This is a genomic window from Mycobacterium appelbergii (assembly GCF_032883035.1).
In the GTDB taxonomy this organism is placed as follows: Bacteria; Actinomycetota; Actinomycetes; order Mycobacteriales; family Mycobacteriaceae; genus Mycobacterium; species Mycobacterium appelbergii.
Genome location: NZ_JAMQTH010000008.1, coordinates 101,793 through 123,098, shown reverse-complemented (window position 1 = coordinate 123,098; position 21,306 = coordinate 101,793). Strand labels below are relative to the sequence as shown.

Sequence of the window (21,306 nt, the reverse complement as noted above, 5' to 3'; positions counted from 1 at the left end):
CGACATTGTCCGCACGCTCGCACCGGCACGAAGGCACGCATTCATGAAGATCCTGATGGTGTCGTGGGAGTACCCGCCGGTTGTCGTCGGCGGACTCGGCAGGCACGTGCATCACCTCGCGACCGCACTCGCCGCGGCAGGCCACGAAGTCGTGGTGCTCAGCCGCAGACCCTCGGGTACCGACCCGAGCACGCACCCGTCGAGCGACGAGGTCAGTGAAGGGGTGCGCGTCGTGGCCGCCGCCCAGGACCCGCACGAGTTCGAGTTCGGTACCGACATGATGGCGTGGACCCTGGCGATGGGCCACGCGATGATCCGTACCGGGCTCACGGTCAAGGACGCCTCGGGCCAGCGGTGGGTACCCGATGTGGTGCACGCCCACGACTGGCTGGTCGCCCATCCCGCCGTCGCCCTGGCGGAATTCTTCGATGTGCCACTGGTTTCCACCATCCACGCCACCGAGGCAGGCAGACACTCCGGTTGGGTGTCGGGTCCCATCAGCCGACAGGTGCACGCCGTCGAATCGTGGTTGGTCCACGAATCCGACTCGCTGATCACATGTTCGACGTCGATGAGCGAGGAGATCACCGAGCTGTTCGGTCCCGGACTCGCCGAGACCCGGGTGATCCGCAACGGAATCGATGCCGCCCTATGGCCGTTCGCGCCGCGCCGGCCACGCCAAGGTCCTGCGCAACTGCTCTACGTCGGACGCCTGGAATATGAGAAGGGGATTCACGACGCGATCGCGGCACTCCCCCGCATCCGACGCGCCCACCCCGGCACCACGCTGACCATCGCCGGTGACGGGACCCAACAGCAATGGCTCGTCGAGCAGGCGCGGAAACACAAGGTGCTCAAGGCCACCCGGTTCGTCGGTCGACTCGGCCACCAAGACCTGGTGGGTGCGCTGCAAGCCGCCGACGCCGCCGTGCTGCCCAGTCATTACGAACCGTTCGGGATCGTGGCGCTGGAAGCTGCCGCCACCGGTACCCCGCTGGTGACGTCGAACGTCGGCGGACTTGGCGAGGCGGTGATCAACGGGCAGACCGGAATGTCATTCGACCCACGCGATGTCGCCGGGTTGGCCGCCGCGGTCCGCGCGGTGCTCGACGATCCGGCGGCGGCCGCGCGTCGGGCGGTGGCCGCCCGCGAACGGCTCACCGCGGATTTCGACTGGCATACCGTCGCGAATGAAACCTCGCAGGTCTACCTCGCCGCCAAACGTGGGGAACGCGAACCACACCGGCGCAGGCCCATCGTCGAGCACGCGCTGCCCGACCGCTGAGCCGAGCACACCGATAGTTCGACCGGCACCGAACTGTTTCCGCCCTAACCTGCGGGTATGGCACTCACCCGCAGCGCAGTTCTCACGCTCATCGCGGCGTATCTGGGCCTGTTCGTCGGGCTCGTGGACGCGAACGCGGTCAACCTTGCACTGCCGGCCATCCGCGACGACCTCGGCGGCGGTATCGCCGGAGCCCAGTGGACCATCGACGCCTACAACGTCACGTTCGCGGCGTTCCTGCTCACCGCGGGCTCCCTCGGTGACCGGTTCGGCAGGCGCAGGCTGCTGCGTATCGGGTTGATCGTCTTCATCGGCGCGTCGGTGGGATGCGCGCTCGCCCCGGCCCTGCCGGTGCTCCTGGCCGCCCGCGCGACCCAGGGAGTCGGTGCGGCCATGATGTTGCCGCAGGGGTTGGCCATCACCACGGCGGCGTTCCCCGATCCGGTCGACCGGGCCCGGTCGACCGCGGCATGGGCAATGGCGGCCGCCGGCAGCACCGCGATCGGGCCGTTGTTGGGTGGCGTACTCGTCGATTCCGTCGGCTGGCGCTGGATCTTCGGGCTCAACGTCCCGATCGGTGCGCTGGCAGTGCTGTTGAGTTACCGCTATCTGCCGGAGTCCCACAACCCGGGCGCGAGCAGCATCGACGTGGCGGGCCAGATGCTGGCGGTGGTCGGCCTCGGTGCGCTCACCGTCGCACTCGTCGAAGGGGCGGCCTGGCCTGCCGGCCGGGTCACCACGGTCGCGGTTCTCGCAGCGGTGGTCCTGGCGGTCTTCGTCCGGACCCAACGCCGGGGTGCGCACCCGATGCTGCCGCTGGATCTGTTCCGCAGCCGCCGCCTGGTGGCGGCGCTGTTCGCGACGTTCGCGATGACGTTCGGCATCTATGGGCTGCTGCTGGTGAACAGCTTTGCATTCCAACAACAACGGGGCGTGAGCGCGTTGACGACCGCGGTCTGGTTCCTGCCCATGCCCATCACCTATCTGGTGCTGATCCCTGCGGCCACCGCACTGACCCGACGCACCAGCCCACGCTTGGTGATGACCGCGGGCCTGAGCCTGATGGCCGCCGGCCTGCTGCTCTACGCCGCCGCCGGTCCCCACGGTTCGAGTTGGCTGCTCGAATCGTCGTTCATGCTCGCCGGTGCGGGGCTGGCACTCAACACCGGACCGGCCGTAGCGCTGGCGATGGCCGCCATCCCGGTTCGGCAGGCCGGACTGGCTGCGGGAATGGTCAATCTGGCCCGGCTGCTGGGGATCAGTATCGGGGTGGCGGTGCTGGGCAGTGCGCTGGCGGCGGTGGGCGGCGACGGCGGTGTCCGCTGCGCGCTACTGCTCGGTGGTGTATGCCAGTTGGTGGGCGCGGTCGTGGCACTGCGGCTGGCGCGACCCGATCCGGCGCTGATTCGGAGGGCGATGAGCGATGCGTGACGCGCAGGACCTACCCGCGGTGGCCGACGTCGACATCGCAGCCCTCGCGGCGCTGCTGGCCGATTCGGCCCGCTGCAAGGTATTGATGGCACTGGACGACGGCCGTGCGCTGCCGGCCAGCGTGCTGGCCACCGAGGCAGGCATCAGCCGCCCCACGGCCAGCAGTCACCTGCACAAGCTGACCGAGGCGGGGCTGCTGACGGTCCAAACCCATGGGCGGCACCGCTATTACCGGCTGTCGGGTCCCGAGGTCGGCGCCCTGCTCGAGCAGCTCGGGCGGCTCGCACCGACACGTCCGGTCACCTCTCTGCGGGAGGGCACCCGGGCGGCGCGGCTGCGGACCGCACGCACCTGCTACGACCATGTCGCCGGGCGCCTGGGTGTGCAGATCATGGGCAGCCTGCTCGACCGGCAGGTGCTGACCGGCGGGGATGGCCGTTATGACCCGCGCCGCGACGGCCACGATGCCCTCAGCAGCCCCGGCCACGACATCCGTTACGAACTGACCCGCGACGGACAACGCTTTCTCAGCCACATCGGAGTTGAACTACCTACGGGCAGAAGGCCACTCATCCGGTACTGCGTGGACTGGACCGAGCAGCGTCACCATCTGTCCGGTGGCCTGGGCCGGGCCGTGTTCGACCGGTTGCTGTCCGCGGGCTGGGTGAAACGGACACCCCGAGGCCGCGCGTTGACGGTCACCGATACCGGCCGCACCGCGATGGGTGATGTTTTCGGAATCGACTGGACCCCTTGATGCGAGGCGAGAGGCCTACAGCGGCAACGAAAACACCGAAACGACGATGAGCACCAGCACCCCGATCGTCACCACATGGACCTCCCTGACGGGCCGGACATTCCTCGGCAGCGGATGCCGAGCCAGGGTGCGTTGCCTACGCACCCCGACCAGGTAAACCAGCAATGCGATGACGACCGCCACAGCTGCAGCAGCCAGGCCGAACCCGGCGCGGTGGTCCTGGATGTCGTGCAGCATCAACAATGCCCCGTTGCCGAGTACCGCGAACGAGGTGCGCGTCCACGACAACGATGTGCGCTGGGCCTGCAGGCCCGGATCGGGTGCCGTCAACCGGTGCCCGCTCCGAGGAGCGCGGTGACCAGGGCCAGCAGCCCGATGGCACACAACCCCACGGCGAGGTACGCCGGGGTGGGATGGCGCGGCAGCGCTGTCCCCGTCCGCATCGCGCGATCGACCTGGCGCCACCGCCACAGTCCCACTGCGGCAGTCACGGTCGCGAGAAATGCGAGGAACAGCCCGAGGAAGTGACGCGCGCCCGGCACGGCCATGTCGGACACGAACTGGATGACGGCGACGGCGGCCGCCAGCAGACCCAACGCAGTGCGCTGCCACGCCAGAAACGTCCGCTCGTTGGCGAGAGTGAAACGGTAGTCGAGCTCCGGCTCATCAGAGCCGGAGCCTGCATCTTCACCGGGCTTGCGCCCCGAGCCGGTCAGTTGCTCGAGGCCTTCTTGCGTTCGATGTCGGCCAGCGCCGCGGCCAGCTCCGCACGCTGCGCAGCCGACGTCTCCCAGGACAGCTTGCGGTTCTTGACCACTTTGGCCGGAGCACCGACCGCGATCGAATAGTCCGGAATGTCGCCCTTGACCACCGCGTGGGCGCCGAGCACGCAACCGCGGCCCACCGTGGTGCCGCGCAGAACCGTCACCTTGGCCGCGATCCAGGTGTCCGGGCCGATGCGGACCGGGCCCTTGATGATGCCCTGGTCCTTGATCGGCACATTGATGTCGTCCATCTTGTGGTCGAAGTCGCAGACATAGCACCAGTCCGCCATCAGCGCCGAGTCACCGATCTCGATGTCGAGGTAGGTGTTGACGACGTTGTCACGGCCGAGCACCACTTTGTCGCCGATGCGCAGCGAGCCTTCATGGCAGCGAAGGGTGTTCTTATCGCCGATGTGCACCCACCGCCCGATCTCCATCTGCGCGAGTTCGGGTGTGCACTGGATCTCCACGCCCTTGCCCAGGAACACCATGCCTCTGGTGATGATGTGCGGGTTGGCGAGCTTGAACTTCAGTAGCCGGAAATAGCGCACCAGATACCACGGCGTGAAGGCGCGGTTGGCGATCACCCATTTCAGCGATGCCAGAGTGAGGAAGTCGGCCTGCCGCGGATCACGCAGGCGGGAACCCCGCCAGCGTTTGTGAATCGGGGCACCCCACATGGTCGTCATGGCCGGAAAGCCTACGCGAGCCGGTGGGTACCGGCGGGATACCCTCAGTGGGGCCATTGCGACCGGTCCCGATGGACTCCAGAGTGCACCACGACGAAAGGACACCGTGTTCCGGCGATACCTTGCGCTGGTGGTAGCGGCGCTGCTCACGGGCCTGCTCGCCGGTTGTGAGGACACCGATTCCTGGGTCCAGGCGCATGCCGCCGAAGGCTGGTCCGCGCAATACGGCGACGCGGCCAACAGCAGCTACACCGGCGCCGACGGGGCCGAGGCGCTGCGGCTGGAATGGAGCCGGTCGGCCAAAGGCGAACTGGGCGCTCAGGTCGCACTCGGGTCAACAGGCTATGTGGGTGTCAATGCCCAGTCGGCGGGCGGATGCTCACTGATGGTGTGGGAAGGCGACAACAACGCACGGCAACGCTGGTGCACCCGGTTGGTGCAGGGCGGTGGTTGGACCAGTCCACTGTTCGACGGGTTCGACAATCTCTATGTGGGTCAGCCCGGCGCGATCTTGTCGTTTCCGCCGACCCAGTGGATCCGCTGGCGCCAGCCGGTGATCGGCATGCCCAACACCCCGCGCATCCTCGCGGGCGGCCAACTGTTGGTGGTCACCCACCTGGGCCAGGTCCTGGTGTTCGACGGGCATCGCGGCACCGTGGAGGGTGAACCGCTCGACCTGGTCTCCGGGGTCGACCCCACCGATTCCGAGCGCGGGCTCGCCGATTGCCGACTGGGCCGTTCCCGGTGCCCGGTGGCGGCGGCGCCGGGGTTCAGCGCGGACACCGGCACCGCGGTGCTCGGATTGTGGGAGCCCGGTGCCGAAGCTCCCGTACTGGTCGGACTGCGCTACCGGCCCGGCCAGAGTCCTCTGATGAGCCGGGAGTGGACCAGTACCGCGGTCGGGGGCGGGCCGCTGGCCAGCCCGGTGCTTTCGGCGGACGGGACGACGGCCTACGTCAACGGCCGCGATCAGAAACTGTGGGCCATCAACACTGCTGACGGCTCGGCCAAGTGGTCCGTGCCGCTCAATTACCTTCCCCAGACACCGCCGTCGGTGTCGCCGGACGGCTTGATCGTCGCCGGCGGCGGACCGGACGCCACGCTGATCGCGGTGCGCGATGCCGGAGACAACGGCGAGGTGGTGTGGACCCGCGACGACGTGGCACCGCTGACCACGTCCAGCCGCTCCGGACACGTCGGTTACGCGGTGGCCCGCGATGGTGGGCATGGTCAGGCACTGCTGGTGTTCGACGCCGGCGACGGGCACACCGTCAACAGCTACCCGCTGCCGGAAGCCACCGGTTGGCCCGTCGGGGTGTCGATCGGTCACGACGGCCGCATCGTCGCCGCGACCAGTGACGGCCAGGTGTACGGCTTCGCCCCGGCCTGAGCTCCACCGGGCTCATCCCGCCAGGCCCGGACCATTTGCCGAAACTGCGCTCAGGGACAAAATCCGGGCCGGATTTGTCCCTGAGCGCAGTCTGGGTGTGAACACTCAGGGGTGAACTGTGGTGTCCACGTGCGGTACGTAGACATGCGGCTGGGTGATGTCGTTCACCCAGATGTGATGGCCGATATCGGCCTGCGCCGGTGCGGCCAATCCAACCAGCCCAGCAGTCAGGGCTCCGGCAATCAACGAGGCGATCCCGATGTTCTTCACAGTGGTGCTCCTTTGAGCATGTCGAATTCCAGCGGTCACACAGGAGAAGTCCTGTTGACCATCGGATCGGTGCGGTGACCAGCTCCCGTAGCGATCTGCTAATGGTAACCAGAGACTCTTACCATTAATTCCGCTGGCAGCAATTGACCGGTCACTGGCAGAATCGAGTTGCGGACCTGCCGCACCAGGGGGCGAACGTCAGCGCCCCCGGCTCCGGTCCCTATCGCGCATCAGTACTTTCGGGTGCTTCAGTATGGGCCGCAAAGCTCAGTGACCGCTCATCACGTGCTAATGGTTGTCAGTACGTCTATCATTATTTCGGACCGTTGCTCGCCGTCATTCGCGCGGGCGCTGGGTGAAGGGAACGAGGGCATGGAACCGGTGCCGATCGTGCTGGCCAATACGATCTCCATCGACCGTGGTCGCGTTCATGACTCTCTCGCCGAGCAGAACGATGCAGAGCAGTGGCTGCGCAAGATCAGCGGGCAGTTGAACTTGACGCCGCAGCCACCCAGCAGTGACACGCTCATCGGCGCCCATGTTGACCGCCTCGTCTCCTTACGCGACGCCGTCCGCCGGCTCGCCGCCGACCAAACGCAGGACCCGCGAACCCTCGGTCAGTCACCCGTTCCCGACGCGGCCGCGGCAACTGACATCGTCAACAGCAGCTCCGCACTCGGTTTGGTCTGGCCCGAAGTGGATTGCGCAGGCCCGACTGCGCAGCGACGCGACGTATGGGCGGGCAGGGAGTACCTCGATGCGCTCATCACGGTCATCGCACGGCAGACGATCGATCTCGCCGTCAGTCCCCAATGGGGTCAGTTGCATCCATGTCTTGCCCCGGGCTGTGCGCATTTCTTCGTCAAAGACCAAATGCGCCGGCAGTGGTGTTCGCCGCACTGCGGAAATCGGGCACGCGTCGCACGTCACGCACACCGCCACCGCACAGGGTGAATGGCACGGCTACGCCAGCAGAGGCGCCAGTGCCGAACGCGGTACGGATGCCTGGATGGCGCCGGCGGCCTCAGCCAGCAATTCACCCTGGCCGAAGAAGAAGATCACCGCATCATCGGTGATCGCGAAGTTCTGATAGTGCCTCGGATCGAGGCCGACACCTGCCGGGATCGCCTGCTCCACTCCGGACTGCTTCTGCAGTTCACGTTCGACGATCGGGAAGATGACGTCCAGCGGCTTGGCACCCGGTTTGAAGTAGGTGTCATAGGTGATCGGTGCCCGGGTGGCCAGGTTGTAGTTGAACGCCTTGTACCAGGTCTGCGGGTGGGCGCCGCCGACATCCTGGTACACCTCGAACACCAGGCTCTGGGTGCGCGGAGGCGTGCCGGAGGTGTACTCGGTGCCCTTGGCGTCCAGCACGTAAGGCTGGTCACGCAACCCCGGCATCTCCGAGACGTTGATGAACCCGTCGCGGGTCTGGGTGAGGTAGCCGGCCACGGCCTGCTGGTCGGGATAACCGACCGGGAAGTTGTAGTCCAGGGTGTAGGCCGCGTTGGCGGTGTGGACCTGGCAGGTCTGGTCGGCGTCGACGGTGCCGTCGAGCTCCGCACATGCCGGTTGCGCGGTCGCGACCGTGGTACCCATCCAGGCGACCAGCACTCCGGCCGCCAGCAGCGCTGTCACTGTGGAGATTCGCATCGTCAGTCGTCCTCGCAGGCGATGAATTCGCGCCGGCTCGAACGCCGGCGCATCACTGTCAGGGTACGTGCCGGTCACCGGGACGGCCGACAAATGAATGCCGTTGCACGGCTTTGTGCCCCGGATCCGAGCCGCGTGATGACCACCGTCAATTGCTGTGATCCACGCAACCGCAGCCGTGGCCGCAGTACATCGGGGTCCACGTCGACCCCACGGATCAGGATTTCCACCGCGCCCACGTCGCGGGCGGCCAGCGCGGTGCGCAACCGCCGCTCGTGATAGCTGAGTTGCTCCAATACCTCGAAGCCGCGCAGTCCGGCCGGCAACTCGTCGCCGGACAGATAGGCGATGTCGGGGTCGAGTTGCCACAGTCCGTGCCGCGCCGCATAGTGCCGCACCAGCCCCGCCCGCACCACCGCACCGTCGGGGTCGACGATCCACCGGCCTGCCGGCGCCACCGGGCAGTCGTCGGGGTCTGCGTCGGTGATCTGCTCGCCGCGGTCGAGCAGGGTGGCCCGTCGGCGCACCCCCGCACCGGCGAGGCCCGCTGACCACAGGCAGGCCTCCCGCACTCCCCCGGCAAGTGATGTCACCTCGATTTCACCGTCGAAGCCCATCCGCGCCAACGCATCGAAATCGATTCCGGGAGCGCACTTCACGACGATGTCCCGATCCCGGTAGACATCGAACAGCGCGTCAAGGGCCGGCGTGAACGCACGCGGATCGAACCGGCGCCTGCCGCCCTGGCGACGCGCCGGGTCCAGGATCACCACGGCGTCACCGGTGATGGGGCGCAGTGCGTCCGCCCGGCACAGCGGCACCACACGGCCGCCGTCGAGGTTGTTGGCCGCCATCGCCAACCGCACCGGATCGATATCGCTGCCCACCAGATCGGCCGCCGAAGCACGCAGTGCGGCAAGCTCACTGCCGATCGAGCAGGTGGCGTCGTGAACCCTTGCCCCGGTCAGCCGGCGGGCACGGTGCGCGGCGACCGGCGCGGCCGTGGCCTGTTGCAGCGCCTCGTCGGTGAACAACCAGGACGACGGGTCGGCGAACTTGGCGGTGGCCCGACGGCGCAGCTGCACGGTCTCCACCAGCACCGGGGCCCGGTCCCCGAATTGCGTTCGCACCGAGGCGATGTCACTGACCAGGCTGGCTCCGGCCAACCGGTACCGGCCAACCTCGCGCAGGGCCTGCGCCCCCGCCTCGGAACGCAGATAGGCGACGGCTCCAATATCGAACAGCGTGGGCCTTATTCTCCCGCCGGCTTCACTCCGGTGACCATCACGTTGTAGAACCAGCCCTTCGGGACCACGCGTCGCCACACGTTGGCGTCCACCCAACTCAGCGTGGTCCAGCTACCGAAAGCGAACTTCGCCCAGCCCCAGCCGAGTTTCCCAGGAGGCACGGTCGACTCGAACGTCCGCACCGGCCAGCCCAGCATCGCGGCGGTGAACTCCTCGCTGGCGGTGCGTACCTCGACAGCGCCCGCGTTGCCGGCCATCTTCTCCAGATCGGCGGGCTCGAAGGTGTGCAGGTCGACGATCCACTCCAGCGCGGCCGCCCGCGAATTCTCGTCCAGCTCCTCCTGGGGGCGCCGCCAGCTGCCCAGACCGGGCAGCTTCATCGCCTGAACGGTCGTTTTCCAGGTCAGGTCGGCCAGGGCGCGGGCATAGGTGTTACCCACCTTGGTGGGTTCACCGGCGAACACGAACCTGCCGCCCGGCTTCAGCACCCGGACCACCTCACGCAACGACAGCTCGACGTCGGGAATGTGATGCAGCACGGCATGGCCGACGACCAGGTCGAAGGTGTTGTCGTCGTACGGAATGCCTTCGGCGTCGGCAACCCGCCCGTCGATGTCCAGGCCGAGCGACTGCCCATTGCGCGTGGCCACCTTGACCATGCCCGGTGAGAGGTCGGTCACCGATCCGCGTCGCGCCACCCCGGACTGCACCAGATTGAGCAGGAAGAACCCGGTACCGCAGCCGAGCTCCAGGGCCCGGTCGTAGGGCAGGTCCCGCTGCTCTTCGTCAGGCACGATGGCGTCGAACCGGCCGCGGGCATAGTCGATACAACGCTGGTCGTAGGAGATCGACCACTTGTCGTCGTAGGACTCGGCCTCCCAGTCGTGGTAGAGCACCTGGGCCAGCTTGGTGTCGTGGCGGGCAGCCTCGACCTGTTCGGCCGTCGCGTGCGGGTTCGGAGCCGGCTGCTCGGCGTCCTTGATATCCGTCATGAAGGGCAGCCTAATGGCCGCCGTCCGGTGCTCGTCACGGCCGGTCGACAGCAGCCTTGGCGGCGGCCAGCACCTCCACCGGCTGATCGGCGAAACGCCGGGCCCAAGCCAGTGCGGCGTCGTACACGTGGTCAGGGGCCACCATCTCATCGATCAGCCCCAGCGTCAGCGCCTCTTCGGCCCCGACGAAACGTCCGCTGAACACCAGCTCCTTGGCCTTGCTCGCCCCGATGGCGCCGGCCAGCCTGGAACCGCCGCCCCCACGCGGTGCCAGACCGGCAAGGATCTCGGTCGATCCGAACTTGACGTTGTCACCGCTGACCCGCCAGTCCGCGCCCAGCGCCAGGGTCAGCCCGCTGCCCAGCGCATAGCCGGTGATGGCCGCGACGGTGGGCTTGGGGATGTCGGCCAGCGCCGCGACGCACTGCCGCAGCATCAGGTCGGCCGCGGCGGTCTCCTCGGCGTTCAGCGTGCGCAAGCCCGGCACGTCATCCCCCGCGCAGAAGATCTCGTGTCCACCGAACAGGATCACGACCTTGATGTCGGGGCGGCCGGCAAGCTCCGCGGCGGCCGCGGTGATCTCCCGGTACACCTGCCGGGTCAGTGCGTTGGTCGGCGGCCGGGACAACAGCAACGTGGCGATGCCCGGCGCATCGTCGTTGGTGACGACGCTGACGAATTCGTGACCGGTCATCATCATGGTCCCCGATGATTGCGCGCCGCGTTGTAGCGTTCACTGTCGAAGAACTCGATATCCCAGTTACCTTCTCCGACAGCGAGATTCGGCTCGATCGGGACGATCTTGCGCTCAACCGACAGCACCTCGGCGACAGTGCGCCCGTTCAGCGACTCCAGCTGAGTCCAGGTCGGTGGGAGCAGAAAGCTCCGCCCTGCCGCGAAGTCGTCGAGCCCTTCCTGCGGCGTGCTCCAGAACGCCTGGTCGGCCTCGGTGTTCTCACCGTCGGCCCGTTGCCCGGCCGGCAGCGCACCGACGAAGAAGTAGGTGTCGTAGCGGCGGGTGCGCTCCTCCTTGGGCGTCACCCAGTTCGCCCACGGCCGCAGCAGATCCGCTCGCAGCACGAGCTTCTCATCCCGCAGGAAGTCGGCGAACGACAGTGAATTGCTGGCCAGCGCGGCACGCGCATCGCCGTACACCGACGCGTCGCTGACGATGCCGTCCGGATCATTGACCGGTCCGGCGAACAGCACCCCGGACTCCTCGAAGGTCTCGCGTGCCGCGGCACACACCAGGGCCTCGGCCAGGCCCGTGTCCACGCCGAGCCGGTCCGCCCACCAGGACGGGGCAGGTCCGAACCAGCCGATGTCGGCGTTGCGGTCGCGATCGTCGACACCGCCACCCGGGAACACCATGACACCGGCGACGAACTCCATCGCCGCGTGCCTGCGCATCAGGAACACCTTGATGCCTGCCGGAGTGTCACGGACCAACATCACCGTCGCAGCAGGCCGGGGCGCCAAGGGCGCCACCGGATCCGGGGCGTTCGGCTCGGTCATGCTCGCCTCCTGTGCGCTGCACGGCTTCTCATTCTCCGCGCGAAGTACCGCCCGTCGATCACGTCCAAGGCGATCGCCTGCCCGAAGGCCTTCGACAGATTCTCCGCGGTCAGCACGTCGGCCAGGAGGCCTCCCGCGACGACGTGCCCCTCGGACAGGATCAACCCGTGGCTGAAGCCCAGCGGAATCTCCTCGACGTGATGGGTGACCAGCACCATCGCCGGGGCGTCCGGATCGGCGGCCAGGTCGGACAACCGCGCCACCAACTCCTCACGACCGCCGAGATCGAGTCCGGCGGCGGGCTCATCCAGTAGCAGCAGTTCCGGATCTGTCATCAACGACCGTGCGATCAGCACCCTCTTGCGTTCGCCTTCGGACAGCGTGCCGTAGGTGCGCTCGGCCAGGTGTTCGGCGCCGACGCTTTCCAGCATGTCGACGGCTTGGGCGTAGTCGACGTCCTCGTAGCTCTCCCGCCACCGGCCCAGCACCGCATATCCGGCCGACACCACGAGATCGCGCACCACCTCGTCCTCGGGTATCCGCTGCGACAGCGCTGAGCTGCTCAGCCCCACTCTGGACCGCAGTTCGGACATGTCGGTGCGGCCCAGTCGTTCGCCGAGTACATAGGCGGTGCCGGAGGACGGGTGTTCGGTGGCCGCGGCGATCCGCAGCAGCGAGGTCTTGCCTGCACCGTTGGGCCCGATGACCACCCAGCGTTCGTCGAGTTCGACGGCCCAGGTGACGGGTCCGACGAGGGTGTTGCCGCCACGTCGAAGGGTGACCCTGGCGAAGTCGATCAGGAGGTCGGGGTCGGGTGCTTCGTCTCCGGTTGCGGGCACCCGCTCATCGTAGTGATGCGATCCTGGCGCGCTCGGTCGCGTCCGTTCCCGAAATCGTGGAACAGCATGGAACGCGGGGTGAGTCGAAGGAACAGCTGTACGAGCGGACCGATACCGAACGCGTAGAGCACGGTCCCGACGCCGACCGTTCCGCCGAGCACCCAGCCGACCAGGAGCACGACGGCTTCGATGCCGGTGCGCACCAGTCGGACCGACAGTCCCGTGCGGGCCACCAGGCCGGTCATCAGTCCGTCGCGCGGGCCAGGCCCCAATCCGGCGCCGATATAGAGCACCGTGCTGATGGCATTGAGCACCACAGCACCCACCATCATCGCGATCCGTACCGGCAGTGCCGACGGCGCGGGCAGCACTCCCAGTACGGCATCGACGGTGATGGCGATGACGATCACATTGGCGACCGTGCCGATACCCGGCCGGTTCCGCAGCGGGATCCAGGCCAGCAGAACGACCACACCGACCACGGCCGAGGCCGCGCCGATCGTCATCGGAGTGTGCCGGGTCAATCCCTGATGGAACACGTCCCAGGGGTCCAGTCCCAGCCCGGCCCGCACCATCATCGCCATGGACGAGCCGTAGCCGCCCAGCAGCATCGCGCCGCGAAGCAACGCGCTGGTCATGAATGGTGCTGGAAGCGCAACCGGATGAGTTCGAGTTCCCGACGTATGCGTTCCTCGTCCCGATCGACGTAGTCGAAACCGCTACTAGGCGCTCTCCAGGTGAACGCTTCGGCGAGCGAATCAGCGAGGCGAGATATCCAATTTGTCCGCATGACTCGATAATCGTGACATCTGGCTTGCTCATCAATAGCCAGTTGACGGATACTGGCATCAATATGAGTACCGACATGGCGGCACGCGCACTCGATGTGGACCTTTTGGCCCGCGAACTTGGCAACTGGCGCACATCCAGTCTCAGCGGCCCCGCCTATCTCGGGTTGGCCGACGCGATTCGGCTTCTCATCGTCGACGGCCGCGTACCGGTCGGCTCACGACTGCCCAGTGAGCGGGCCCTGGCAGATGCACTGCGCGTGTCCCGCACCACCGTCACCGCGGCGTTCACCCAGCTGCGCGAGGACGGCTACCTCAACGCGCGCCGCGGCGCCCGCGGGATCGCCGCGCTGCCCTTACGCCCCGCGGAGGCCATCGTGGAGGGCCGCACTCCGAGCGCCAGCCTGGCTGCCGCGGCCCTGTCCGCGCCGTGTGCCGCCGTCTTGGAGGCGTTCGCCGAGGCCACCCGCGACATCGCCCCGTATCTCCAGCAGCCCGGACACGAGCTGATGGGCGTCGGCGCTCTGCGTGCAGCGGTCGCCGAACGGTACTGCCGACGAGGGCTGCCGACCAGTCCGAACCAGGTCATGATCACCAGCGGAGCCCAACACGCCATCGGTTTGATCCTGGCCACCCACACTCAGCCCGGCGACCGCGTCCTCGTCGAACAGCCCACGTACCACGGTGCGCTGTCGGCGATCTCGACCGCAGGCGCCCGTGCGGTGCCGGTGTCACTCGCCACAGACGGCTGGGAGATCGACGCCGTCCACGCCGCGCTGCGCCAACTTGCGCCGAGCCTGGCCTACCTGGTGCCCGACAGTCACAACCCGACGGGATTCACGATGGCGACCGCGGATCGGAAACGGTTGGGACAGATCATCTCCGAGACACGCACCCGCACCATCGTCGACGAATCGATCATGGACATGTGGATGGATGAAGCGCCGCCCGCGCCACTGGCCGCGTCGGTGCCACGTGGCGACCTGGTGCTGACCATCGGCTCGACGTCGAAGTCGTTCTGGGGTGGCCTGCGGGTGGGCTGGATCCGGGCCGAGCCTGCCACCTTGGCCGCGATCGCCGCCATCCGTCCGTCACTGGATCTCGGTACCCCGATCCTCGAGCAACTAGCCGCCGCAAGACTTCTCGAGGTACGCGACACCGTGCTTCCCGAGCGCCGTGAGCTGATTCGAACACGCAGGGAGTTTCTGGTTTCGCTCCTGGCCCGCGAGCTACCCGACTGGCGGCCCGGGCCCGGCCGGGGCGGAATGTCACTGTGGGTGCAACTGCCTGCGCCGATGAGCACGGCTTTGTCGGCGGCCGCGTCACGACTCGGACTGGATCTGCCCGCCGGCCCGCGGTTCGGGGTGGACGGCACCCTTGAGCGCTTCATCCGATTGCCCTACGCGCTGCCCGAACCTCAACTGGAGGAGGCCGTGGAGCTCCTGGTGCGCGCGTGGCACTCGATCACTGGGACGACGGCGCCCGAAGCGCACGCAGTCGTCATCTAGCCGGTGCTAGGGCTGTTGGCTCATCGCCAGGCAGGTGCCGTAATGCTCGATGGTGCAGGGGATGCCGTTCACCGTCGGGAGCTGGCCCGGCTGATTGACGATCTGTGCGCCGTTGCCACCCGCATTGGGTGTCAGCACCGGCGGCGCGACACCGCTGGCTGCGCCTTTGACGCAGACCCCTTCGAACTTGGACTGCACCGTGCCCGACGGGCATCGTTTCGCCTCGGCCGGCGCGGCGACAGACAGCTGCCCTAGAACCGCAACGACCGCAAAGCCGCCGATCAGAACTGCGTGCCTCGCCTTAGCCATTCCCACACCCTACGTGAGGGCACCCGGCGCGCGAAACTGGTCAGCCGTCTGGGATGTCGACACGGCGCAAGGTACCGTCCACCGCGTCGGCGGCCTCGATCTCGCCGCGCGTGATGCCGAGGATGAACAGCACGGTATCCAGATACGGATGGCTCAACGAGGCATCCGCGACTTCACGCAATGCGGGCTTGGCGTTGAACGCCACCCCGAGCCCCGCCGCGGCGAGCATGTCGATGTCATTGGCGCCGTCGCCGACCGCGACGGTCTGTTCCATCGGAACCCCGGCCTGGCTGGCGAAATCGCGCAGCGCCTTGGCCTTGCCCGGCCGGTCGATGATGGGACCGATCACCCGGCCGGTGAGCTTGCCGTCGACGATCTCCAGATGGTTGGCCGCCACGTAGTCGAGCATCAACTCAGCCGCCAGCGGCTCGATCACCTGGCGGAAGCCGCCGGACACCACCCCGCAGTGAAAGCCAAGACGGCGCAGGGTGCGAATGGTGGTGCGCGCGCCGGGCGTCAGCTCCAATTGCTCGGCGACCTCGTCGAGCACTTCGGCAGGCAGCCCGGCCAGCGTCGCCACCCGCCGGTGCAGTGACTCGGCGAAGTCCAGTTCGCCGCGCATGGCGGCCTCGGTCACCTCGGCAACGGCCGCCTCGGCGCCGACCCGGGCCGCCAGCATCTCGATCACCTCGCCCTGGATGAGCGTGGAATCCACGTCAAAGACGATCAGCCGCTTGGCACGTCGGGCCAGGCTGTAGTCCTCCAGCGCGATGTCGACCGCTTCGCTGACCGCCACCTGGGCCAATGCTGACTGGAGTTGGCCGTAGGCCGCTCCGGCGGGGACTGAAACCCGCAACTCCAAACCGGTCACCGGATAGTCGGAGACGCCGCGGATGAAGTCGATGTTGACGCCCAGCTCGGCGACCGCGCGCGCCACCACACCGAACGACTCCGCGGTGATCGGCCGGCCCAGCACCACGATCGTGTGCGTAGACGGCTCCCGCATGACCGGCAGGTCATCACTGCGCTCGATCGTGACGTCCAGGCCCACGCCATGGATCGCCGCCTCCACGTCGGCGCCCAACGGGCCGTCGATCGCCTCCCGCGAGGCCGCGACCAGCACGCCCAGCGTCAGCCGGCCGCGGATGACGACCTGTTCGACGTTGCGCAGATCAACCTTGTGCCGGGACAACACCTCGAACAGGGCTGAGGTGACGCCGGGTTGGTCGACCCCGGTGACCGTGATCAAGAGCGATGAGCGCTCGTTCGAGGAGCTCATCAACAAGTCACCTTCGACGCACTCCCCGAATGTTGCCGACCATCAACTGGATTGGTCCACCGGCTCGAGCTCCGGATGGTGCGCACGGCCGACGTGGGCTTCAGCGCGCATGCGTTCGACCATGTGCGGGTAGTGCAGCTCGAATGCCGGTCGCTCGGAACGGATCCGGGGCAGTTCGGTGAAGTTGTGCCGCGGCGGGGGGCAGCTCGTGGCCCACTCCAGGGAGTTGCCGTAGCCCCACGGGTCATCGACGGTGACCGGCTCGCCATAGCGCCAGCTCTTGAAGATGTTCCAGACGAACGGCAGCGTGGAGATGCCCAGGATGAACGCCCCGATGGTCGAGATCACGTTGAGCGTGGTGAACCCGTCGGACGGCAGGTAGTCGGCGTAGCGGCGCGGCATGCCTTCGTCACCGACCCAGTGCTGCACCAGGAAGGTGGTGTGGAACCCGATGAACGTCAGCCAGAAGTGCAGCTTGCCCAGGCGTTCGTCGAGCAGCCGTCCGGTCATCTTGGGGAACCAGAAGTAGATGCCCGCGTAGGTGGCGAACACGATGGTGCCGAACAGCACGTAGTGGAAGTGCGCGATCACGAAGTAGCTGTCGGTGACGTGGAAGTCGATGGGCGGGCTGGCCAGCAGCACACCCGACAGGCCGCCGAGCAGGAACGTGATGAGGAAGCCGACCGAGAACAGCATCGGCGTCTCGAACGTCAACTGGCCCTTCCACATGGTGCCGATCCAGTTGAAGAACTTGATGCCCGTCGGAACGGCGATCAGGAACGTCATGAACGAGAAGAACGGCAGCAGCACCGCGCCGGTGGCGTACATGTGGTGTGCCCACACCGCGATCGACAGGGCCGCGATGCTGATGGTGGCGTAGATCAGCGTCGTGTAACCGAAGATCGGCTTACGGCTGAACACCGGGAAGATCTCACTGACGATGCCGAAGAACGGCAACGCGATGATGTACACCTCGGGGTGTCCGAAGAACCAGAACAAGTGCTGCCACAACAACACGCCACCATTGGATGGGTCGTATATGTGGGCGCCCAGGTGCCGGTCGGCGGCCAGGCCGAACAGTGCCGCGGTCAGCAGCGGGAAGGCGATCAGCACCAGGATCGAGGTCACCAGGATGTTCCAGGTGAACACCGGCATCCGGAACATCGTCATACCCGGTGCCCGCATGCAGACCACGGTGGTGATCATGTTGACGCCACCGAGGATGGTGCCGAGACCACCGACGGCCAGACCCATGATCCACAGGTCACCGCCCGCGCCGGGCGAGTGGATGGCGTCGGTCAGCGGCGAGTAGGCCGTCCAGCCGAAGTCGGCCGCACCACCGGGGGTGATGAAGCCGGCCAGGGCGATCAGCGCGCCGAACAGGAACAGCCAGAACGAGAACGCGTTGAGGCGCGGGAACGCCACGTCGGGGGCGCCGATCTGCAGCGGCAGGACCAGGTTGGCGAACCCGAACACGATCGGGGTGGCGTAGAACAGCAGCATCACTGTGCCGTGCATCGTGAACAGCTGGTTGAACTGCTCGTTCGACAAGAACTGCAGACCAGGCATCGCCAACTCTGTCCGCATGAACAGCGCCATCAATCCGCCGATTCCGAAGAACGCGAAGCAGGCGACGCAGTACATGATGCCGATCAGCTTGTGATCGGTCGTCGTGATCAGGTTGTAGATCAGGTTGCCTTTAGGGCCCATGCGTTCCGGAAACGGACGACGTGCCTCGAGTTCTCCGATTGGGGGCGCTTCGGCTACCAAGAGATCCTCCAAAGATTCGTCGGGAAACTCCCGCTTATCGGACTGAATCCTATCGCTCCCCGGACCCTGGGCGCCCCTGGGTCCTACAAAGTGTCGTAAATGGCGCGCAACTTCGCCGTGCGGCGCGCTGACCAGCCAGGAAGCAGCCGAATGTTACCGTCAGGCCCGTGCTGATCACCCGACCGCTGGCGAGCGCAGTGCTGATTGTCGCGGTCGCGACGCTGGCCGCCGGGTGCGGTTCCGACGGCGCGACGCCTGCAACGGCGCCGCCGATGTCGACGAGCGTCACCAAGATCGCCGACGCGGGTGTCCTGGGCAATGACCGCAGGCCCGACGAATCCTGCGCGGCCGACCCCGCCCCCGCCGATGAAGCGGCCCGCGAGGTGCGTAATGCGCGCGTCGATGGCGCTGATGTTCCGGAGACCACCGAGGTTCGGGGTGACCCGCAGCGCATCGTGGTGCTCTCGGGCGATCAGCTCGACGCCCTGTGCGCATTGGGCCTGCAGTCACGCATCGTCGCGGCCGCCCTGCCCGACGGCGCCGCGGGCCAGCCGTCATATCTGGGCACGGTCATCCATGACGCGGCTCCTGCGGGAAGTCGCAGCGCCCCGGACCTGGCGGCGATCGAGCGCGCGCAACCAGACTTGATCCTGGGCTCCTCTGCGCTGACGCCCGAGGCCTTCGGCGCGCTGTCGGCGATCGCGCCGACCGTGTTCACCGGGGCTCCCGGTGCCGGGTGGCAGGACACGCTGCGCACGGTGGCCGCCGCGGCGGGTCGCAATAATGCGGCCTCCGAACTGCTCGACACGTTCGACCAGGACGCCCGCCGGGCGGGTGCCGACAACGACGCACCCCACTTCCAGGCTTCGGTGGTGCAGCTGACCGAGAACACCGTGCGGGTCTTCGGCGCCGACAACTTCCCGGCCAGCGTGCTGGCCACGGTTGGGCTGGACCGCCCTGCGGCACAACGGTTCACCGACAAGCCCTACATCGAGCTGGGCACCGCCGACGCCGACTACTCGATCGCTGAAGGTGACATCGTCTACGTGTCGTTCGCTTCACCGGCGGCCCGCGACCATGCCACCGAGATCCTTGACAGCGACGCCTGGCGGGCCCTGTCTGCGACGAAGGACAACCGGGTGTTCGTGGTCAACAACGAGGTGTGGCAGACCGGTCAGAACATCGTGGCGGCCCGTGGCATCCTGGCGGACCTGCGCTGGGTCAACGCGCCCATCAACTGAATCACAGCCGGTCGGCGGAGCCGACCTCCTGCAGTGCCTGCCGGCCGAACTGACCCACCGCCAGCGCGCCGTCGGGCAGCACCAGATCACCGCTGTCGATTCGCCTGCGCAGGTACGCGAACGTCTGCGCGGTCTGCGCGAACAGGTGTTCCCCCGCGCGTAGCGACGGCCGCTGCACCCCGTCGGCCGGGGTGAACTGTGGCAGCGGTTTCACCTCGGTGTCGTAGTCGACGTTGAAGAACAGCGGGAAGGAGTACCGCTCCTCACGCACCTTGCGGACCCGGTGACTCGTGGCGACGTAGGCGCCGTTGGTCCACAGTTCGAGCAGGTCGCCGATGTTGACGACGAAGGTGCCTGGCACCGGAGGCACGTCGATCCACTCGCCCTCGCCGTTCATGACCTCGAGCCCGGGTGCGGTGGGTTTGAGCAGCGTGAAGCATTCGTAATCGGTGTGGGCGCCGATGCCGAGTGCGTCCTCGGCGTCGGGGTTGTACGGGTAGTGGATCAAACGCAACTGGCTCGGCGTCTTGGTGGCGTGCCTGGAGAACACGTCGGTGTCCTCGCCGAGTGCCACCGCAAACGCCCATAGCAGCTGCCGGCCCACTCCGAGGACAGCCTGGTAGTAGGCCGTCACCGCAGCTGCGAAACCTGGCAGATCCGGCCATGTGTTCGGGCCGAGCATCGGATTGCCTGCCAGGTGATCGGGGTCGTCGGCGGGCAGGTCCAGTGCCGTGTCGAACGCTTCCTTCAGGTCGGGCGGGCCGGTCTCCATCCCCTCCTCGCCGACCGGCACGTAGCCGCGGTGGCACCGCGACAGGCCGATGTAGGTGCGCATCTTCTCCTCCGCCGGTAGCGCGAAGAATGCCTTGGTCGCCCCGAGCATCCGGTCGAACACGGACTCGTCGACACCAGATCCGCTGATGTAAAAGAAGCCGACATCGCTTGCCGCGCGTCCGATCTCGGCGGCGACGCGCTCACGCTCGACCCGGTCGGCAGACCGCAGCCCACTGATGTCGACGATCGGCACCGATGTGAATGCTGTTGTGCCACTCATAGATTCAATTCCCCTTCGGTATGTTCGACTGTCCAGCGCACGCCGTTGGTCTGGATCTGACCTCCGGAGCACCCGATCCCGAGCGCCCGCCACCTCGACCCGCCGACATTGCCGATCACGACCACTCCGCCACCACCCCAACCGAAGCGCGCACCGACGCGTACCAGAAGTCCGGATGCGCCGCCAGGCCCTCGCACAAACGTGGCGCCGCACGGTGTCGTCGGCCCGGGTTCGCGAACCCAGTGCTCCACGTACTGCTCGTGGATGCCCGTCTCGACCAACGTCTCACCGTCCCAATGCATCCTGCCCGCGTCCGGAAACGGACCCGGCTCTTGCAGGTCAACGTCGCGATGCCATTCGAACACGTCGCCGCGCACACCCAGCCTGCCCGCGAATCCGCGGGAGTCGACGTAGGCCGTCGGGCCCTGCAACCAGGTGACGTCGGTTCCCGTGTCCCGGGAGCCGTCGGCGTCGACCAGAAGCGTCCGCCGCCACATCCCTGCGCGGTCGGATGTCACGGTATCC

The 21,306-nt window shown here is 67.2% G+C and carries 23 protein-coding genes; 7 read left to right on the top strand and 16 right to left on the bottom strand.

Features of this window, described 5'->3' with window-relative positions; all coding sequences use genetic code 11:
- Positions 1 to 43 precede the first annotated feature (43 nt).
- Genes M1247_RS19475 through M1247_RS19465 form a run of 3 tightly spaced genes read left to right on the top strand, consistent with a single transcriptional unit; the run spans position 44 to position 3,473 of the window.
- On the top strand, positions 44 to 1,285 hold the full coding sequence (locus M1247_RS19475; RefSeq protein WP_317158029.1) for a glycosyltransferase family 4 protein: 1,242 nt from the start codon (positions 44 to 46) through the stop codon (positions 1,283 to 1,285).
- Positions 1,286 to 1,342: 57 nt separating this feature from the next.
- Positions 1,343 to 2,716 (top strand): MFS transporter, encoded by a 1,374-nt coding sequence (locus tag M1247_RS19470; protein ID WP_317158028.1) that lies wholly within the window; start codon positions 1,343 to 1,345, stop codon positions 2,714 to 2,716.
- A complete protein-coding gene (locus M1247_RS19465; protein WP_317158027.1) occupies positions 2,709 to 3,473 on the top strand; it encodes an ArsR/SmtB family transcription factor in 765 nt (254 codons plus the stop codon). The genes M1247_RS19470 and M1247_RS19465 overlap by 8 nt, the downstream gene beginning before the upstream one ends.
- Positions 3,474 to 3,488: 15 nt before the next feature.
- Here the strand turns inward: M1247_RS19465 and M1247_RS19460 are convergent, their stop codons facing one another.
- The 3 genes from M1247_RS19460 to M1247_RS19450 are packed head-to-tail and all read right to left on the bottom strand — an operon-like array spanning position 3,489 to position 4,926.
- Positions 3,489 to 3,803, bottom strand: a complete 315-nt coding sequence (locus M1247_RS19460) for a DUF202 domain-containing protein (protein ID WP_317158026.1) — start codon at positions 3,801 to 3,803, stop codon at positions 3,489 to 3,491.
- On the bottom strand, positions 3,800 to 4,189 hold the full coding sequence (locus tag M1247_RS19455; RefSeq protein ID WP_317158272.1) for a YidH family protein: 390 nt from the start codon (positions 4,187 to 4,189) through the stop codon (positions 3,800 to 3,802). Before M1247_RS19455 ends, M1247_RS19460 begins: the two co-directional genes overlap by 4 nt.
- Positions 4,186 to 4,926 (bottom strand): acyltransferase, encoded by a 741-nt coding sequence (locus M1247_RS19450; protein WP_317158025.1) that lies wholly within the window; start codon positions 4,924 to 4,926, stop codon positions 4,186 to 4,188. Before M1247_RS19450 ends, M1247_RS19455 begins: the two co-directional genes overlap by 4 nt.
- 106 nt (positions 4,927 to 5,032) lie before the next feature.
- Here M1247_RS19450 and M1247_RS19445 point away from each other — a divergent pair, with 106 nt between their 5' ends.
- Positions 5,033 to 6,316, top strand: coding sequence for a BamB-related PQQ repeat family beta-propellar protein (locus tag M1247_RS19445; RefSeq protein ID WP_317158024.1), 1,284 nt, complete (start codon positions 5,033 to 5,035; stop codon positions 6,314 to 6,316).
- 105 nt (positions 6,317 to 6,421) lie between these two features.
- Here the strand turns inward: M1247_RS19445 and M1247_RS19440 are convergent, their stop codons facing one another.
- Entirely contained in the window at positions 6,422 to 6,586 is a 165-nt protein-coding gene (locus M1247_RS19440) for a hypothetical protein (RefSeq protein ID WP_317158023.1), read from the bottom strand.
- A 372-nt stretch (positions 6,587 to 6,958) separates the two neighbouring features.
- Between M1247_RS19440 and M1247_RS19435 the strand changes: the two genes are divergently transcribed.
- On the top strand, positions 6,959 to 7,540 hold the full coding sequence (locus M1247_RS19435; RefSeq protein WP_317158022.1) for a CGNR zinc finger domain-containing protein: 582 nt from the start codon (positions 6,959 to 6,961) through the stop codon (positions 7,538 to 7,540).
- Between the two features lie 9 nt (positions 7,541 to 7,549).
- On the opposite strand, the gene M1247_RS19430 is transcribed toward M1247_RS19435, so the two are convergent.
- From M1247_RS19430 to yczE, 7 genes are all read right to left on the bottom strand, one after another.
- On the bottom strand, positions 7,550 to 8,239 hold the full coding sequence (locus M1247_RS19430; protein ID WP_317158021.1) for an esterase: 690 nt from the start codon (positions 8,237 to 8,239) through the stop codon (positions 7,550 to 7,552).
- A 74-nt stretch (positions 8,240 to 8,313) separates the two neighbouring features.
- Positions 8,314 to 9,483, bottom strand: coding sequence for a class I SAM-dependent methyltransferase (locus M1247_RS19425; RefSeq protein ID WP_410506908.1), 1,170 nt, complete (start codon positions 9,481 to 9,483; stop codon positions 8,314 to 8,316).
- An 8-nt stretch (positions 9,484 to 9,491) separates the two neighbouring features.
- Entirely contained in the window at positions 9,492 to 10,478 is a 987-nt protein-coding gene (locus tag M1247_RS19420) for a class I SAM-dependent methyltransferase (RefSeq protein ID WP_317158019.1), read from the bottom strand.
- 34 nt (positions 10,479 to 10,512) lie between these two features.
- Complete coding sequence (locus M1247_RS19415) at positions 10,513 to 11,172, bottom strand: enoyl-CoA hydratase (RefSeq protein ID WP_317158271.1); 660 nt, start codon at positions 11,170 to 11,172, stop codon at positions 10,513 to 10,515.
- A gap of 2 nt (positions 11,173 to 11,174) precedes the next feature.
- Positions 11,175 to 11,993 carry an NUDIX hydrolase gene (locus M1247_RS19410; protein ID WP_317158018.1) on the bottom strand — a complete coding sequence of 273 codons (819 nt, stop codon included), beginning with the start codon at positions 11,991 to 11,993 and terminating at the stop codon, positions 11,175 to 11,177.
- Complete coding sequence (locus tag M1247_RS19405; RefSeq protein WP_317158017.1) at positions 11,990 to 12,832, bottom strand: ABC transporter ATP-binding protein; 843 nt, start codon at positions 12,830 to 12,832, stop codon at positions 11,990 to 11,992. The genes M1247_RS19410 and M1247_RS19405 overlap by 4 nt, the downstream gene beginning before the upstream one ends.
- A complete protein-coding gene (gene yczE, locus M1247_RS19400; RefSeq protein WP_317158016.1) occupies positions 12,790 to 13,470 on the bottom strand; it encodes a membrane protein YczE in 681 nt (226 codons plus the stop codon). The genes M1247_RS19405 and yczE overlap by 43 nt, the downstream gene beginning before the upstream one ends.
- A 215-nt stretch (positions 13,471 to 13,685) precedes the next feature.
- On the opposite strand from yczE, the gene yczR reads away from it, so the two are divergent.
- Positions 13,686 to 15,128 carry a MocR-like transcription factor YczR gene (yczR, locus tag M1247_RS19395; protein WP_317158015.1) on the top strand — a complete coding sequence of 481 codons (1,443 nt, stop codon included), beginning with the start codon at positions 13,686 to 13,688 and terminating at the stop codon, positions 15,126 to 15,128.
- A gap of 6 nt (positions 15,129 to 15,134) precedes the next feature.
- On the opposite strand, the gene M1247_RS19390 is transcribed toward yczR, so the two are convergent.
- Genes M1247_RS19390 through ctaD form a run of 3 tightly spaced genes read right to left on the bottom strand, consistent with a single transcriptional unit; the run spans position 15,135 to position 18,486 of the window.
- Positions 15,135 to 15,437 (bottom strand): hypothetical protein, encoded by a 303-nt coding sequence (locus M1247_RS19390; protein WP_317158014.1) that lies wholly within the window; start codon positions 15,435 to 15,437, stop codon positions 15,135 to 15,137.
- 40 nt (positions 15,438 to 15,477) lie between these two features.
- Positions 15,478 to 16,716 carry a phosphoserine phosphatase SerB gene (serB, locus tag M1247_RS19385; RefSeq protein WP_317158013.1) on the bottom strand — a complete coding sequence of 413 codons (1,239 nt, stop codon included), beginning with the start codon at positions 16,714 to 16,716 and terminating at the stop codon, positions 15,478 to 15,480.
- A 42-nt stretch (positions 16,717 to 16,758) separates the two neighbouring features.
- Positions 16,759 to 18,486 carry an aa3-type cytochrome oxidase subunit I gene (gene ctaD / locus M1247_RS19380; RefSeq protein WP_317158012.1) on the bottom strand — a complete coding sequence of 576 codons (1,728 nt, stop codon included), beginning with the start codon at positions 18,484 to 18,486 and terminating at the stop codon, positions 16,759 to 16,761.
- Between the two features lie 167 nt (positions 18,487 to 18,653).
- Between ctaD and M1247_RS19375 the strand changes: the two genes are divergently transcribed.
- Entirely contained in the window at positions 18,654 to 19,727 is a 1,074-nt protein-coding gene (locus tag M1247_RS19375) for an ABC transporter substrate-binding protein (protein ID WP_317158011.1), read from the top strand.
- Position 19,728: 1 nt separating this feature from the next.
- Here the strand turns inward: M1247_RS19375 and M1247_RS19370 are convergent, their stop codons facing one another.
- Positions 19,729 to 20,781, bottom strand: coding sequence for an isopenicillin N synthase family dioxygenase (locus M1247_RS19370; RefSeq protein WP_317158010.1), 1,053 nt, complete (start codon positions 20,779 to 20,781; stop codon positions 19,729 to 19,731).
- Entirely contained in the window at positions 20,778 to 21,299 is a 522-nt protein-coding gene (locus tag M1247_RS19365) for a hypothetical protein (RefSeq protein ID WP_317158009.1), read from the bottom strand. Before M1247_RS19365 ends, M1247_RS19370 begins: the two co-directional genes overlap by 4 nt.
- Positions 21,300 to 21,306 lie beyond the last annotated feature (7 nt).

Coding starts and splice junctions, on each gene's coding strand:
- M1247_RS19435 (WP_317158022.1), top strand. CDS start 6,959: ATGGAACCGGTGCCGATCGTGCTGGCCAATACGATCTCCATCGACCGT.
- M1247_RS19415 (WP_317158271.1), bottom strand. CDS start 11,172: ATGACCGGTCACGAATTCGTCAGCGTCGTCACCAACGACGATGCGCCG.
- M1247_RS19450 (WP_317158025.1), bottom strand. CDS start 4,926: ATGACGACCATGTGGGGTGCCCCGATTCACAAACGCTGGCGGGGTTCC.
- M1247_RS19430 (WP_317158021.1), bottom strand. CDS start 8,239: ATGCGAATCTCCACAGTGACAGCGCTGCTGGCGGCCGGAGTGCTGGTC.
- M1247_RS19420 (WP_317158019.1), bottom strand. CDS start 10,478: ATGACGGATATCAAGGACGCCGAGCAGCCGGCTCCGAACCCGCACGCG.
- M1247_RS19475 (WP_317158029.1), top strand. CDS start 44: ATGAAGATCCTGATGGTGTCGTGGGAGTACCCGCCGGTTGTCGTCGGC.
- M1247_RS19465 (WP_317158027.1), top strand. CDS start 2,709: ATGCGTGACGCGCAGGACCTACCCGCGGTGGCCGACGTCGACATCGCA.
- M1247_RS19390 (WP_317158014.1), bottom strand. CDS start 15,437: ATGGCTAAGGCGAGGCACGCAGTTCTGATCGGCGGCTTTGCGGTCGTT.
- M1247_RS19410 (WP_317158018.1), bottom strand. CDS start 11,993: ATGACCGAGCCGAACGCCCCGGATCCGGTGGCGCCCTTGGCGCCCCGG.
- M1247_RS19470 (WP_317158028.1), top strand. CDS start 1,343: ATGGCACTCACCCGCAGCGCAGTTCTCACGCTCATCGCGGCGTATCTG.
- yczE (WP_317158016.1), bottom strand. CDS start 13,470: ATGACCAGCGCGTTGCTTCGCGGCGCGATGCTGCTGGGCGGCTACGGC.
- yczR (WP_317158015.1), top strand. CDS start 13,686: ATGAGTACCGACATGGCGGCACGCGCACTCGATGTGGACCTTTTGGCC.
- serB (WP_317158013.1), bottom strand. CDS start 16,716: ATGAGCTCCTCGAACGAGCGCTCATCGCTCTTGATCACGGTCACCGGG.
- M1247_RS19370 (WP_317158010.1), bottom strand. CDS start 20,781: ATGAGTGGCACAACAGCATTCACATCGGTGCCGATCGTCGACATCAGT.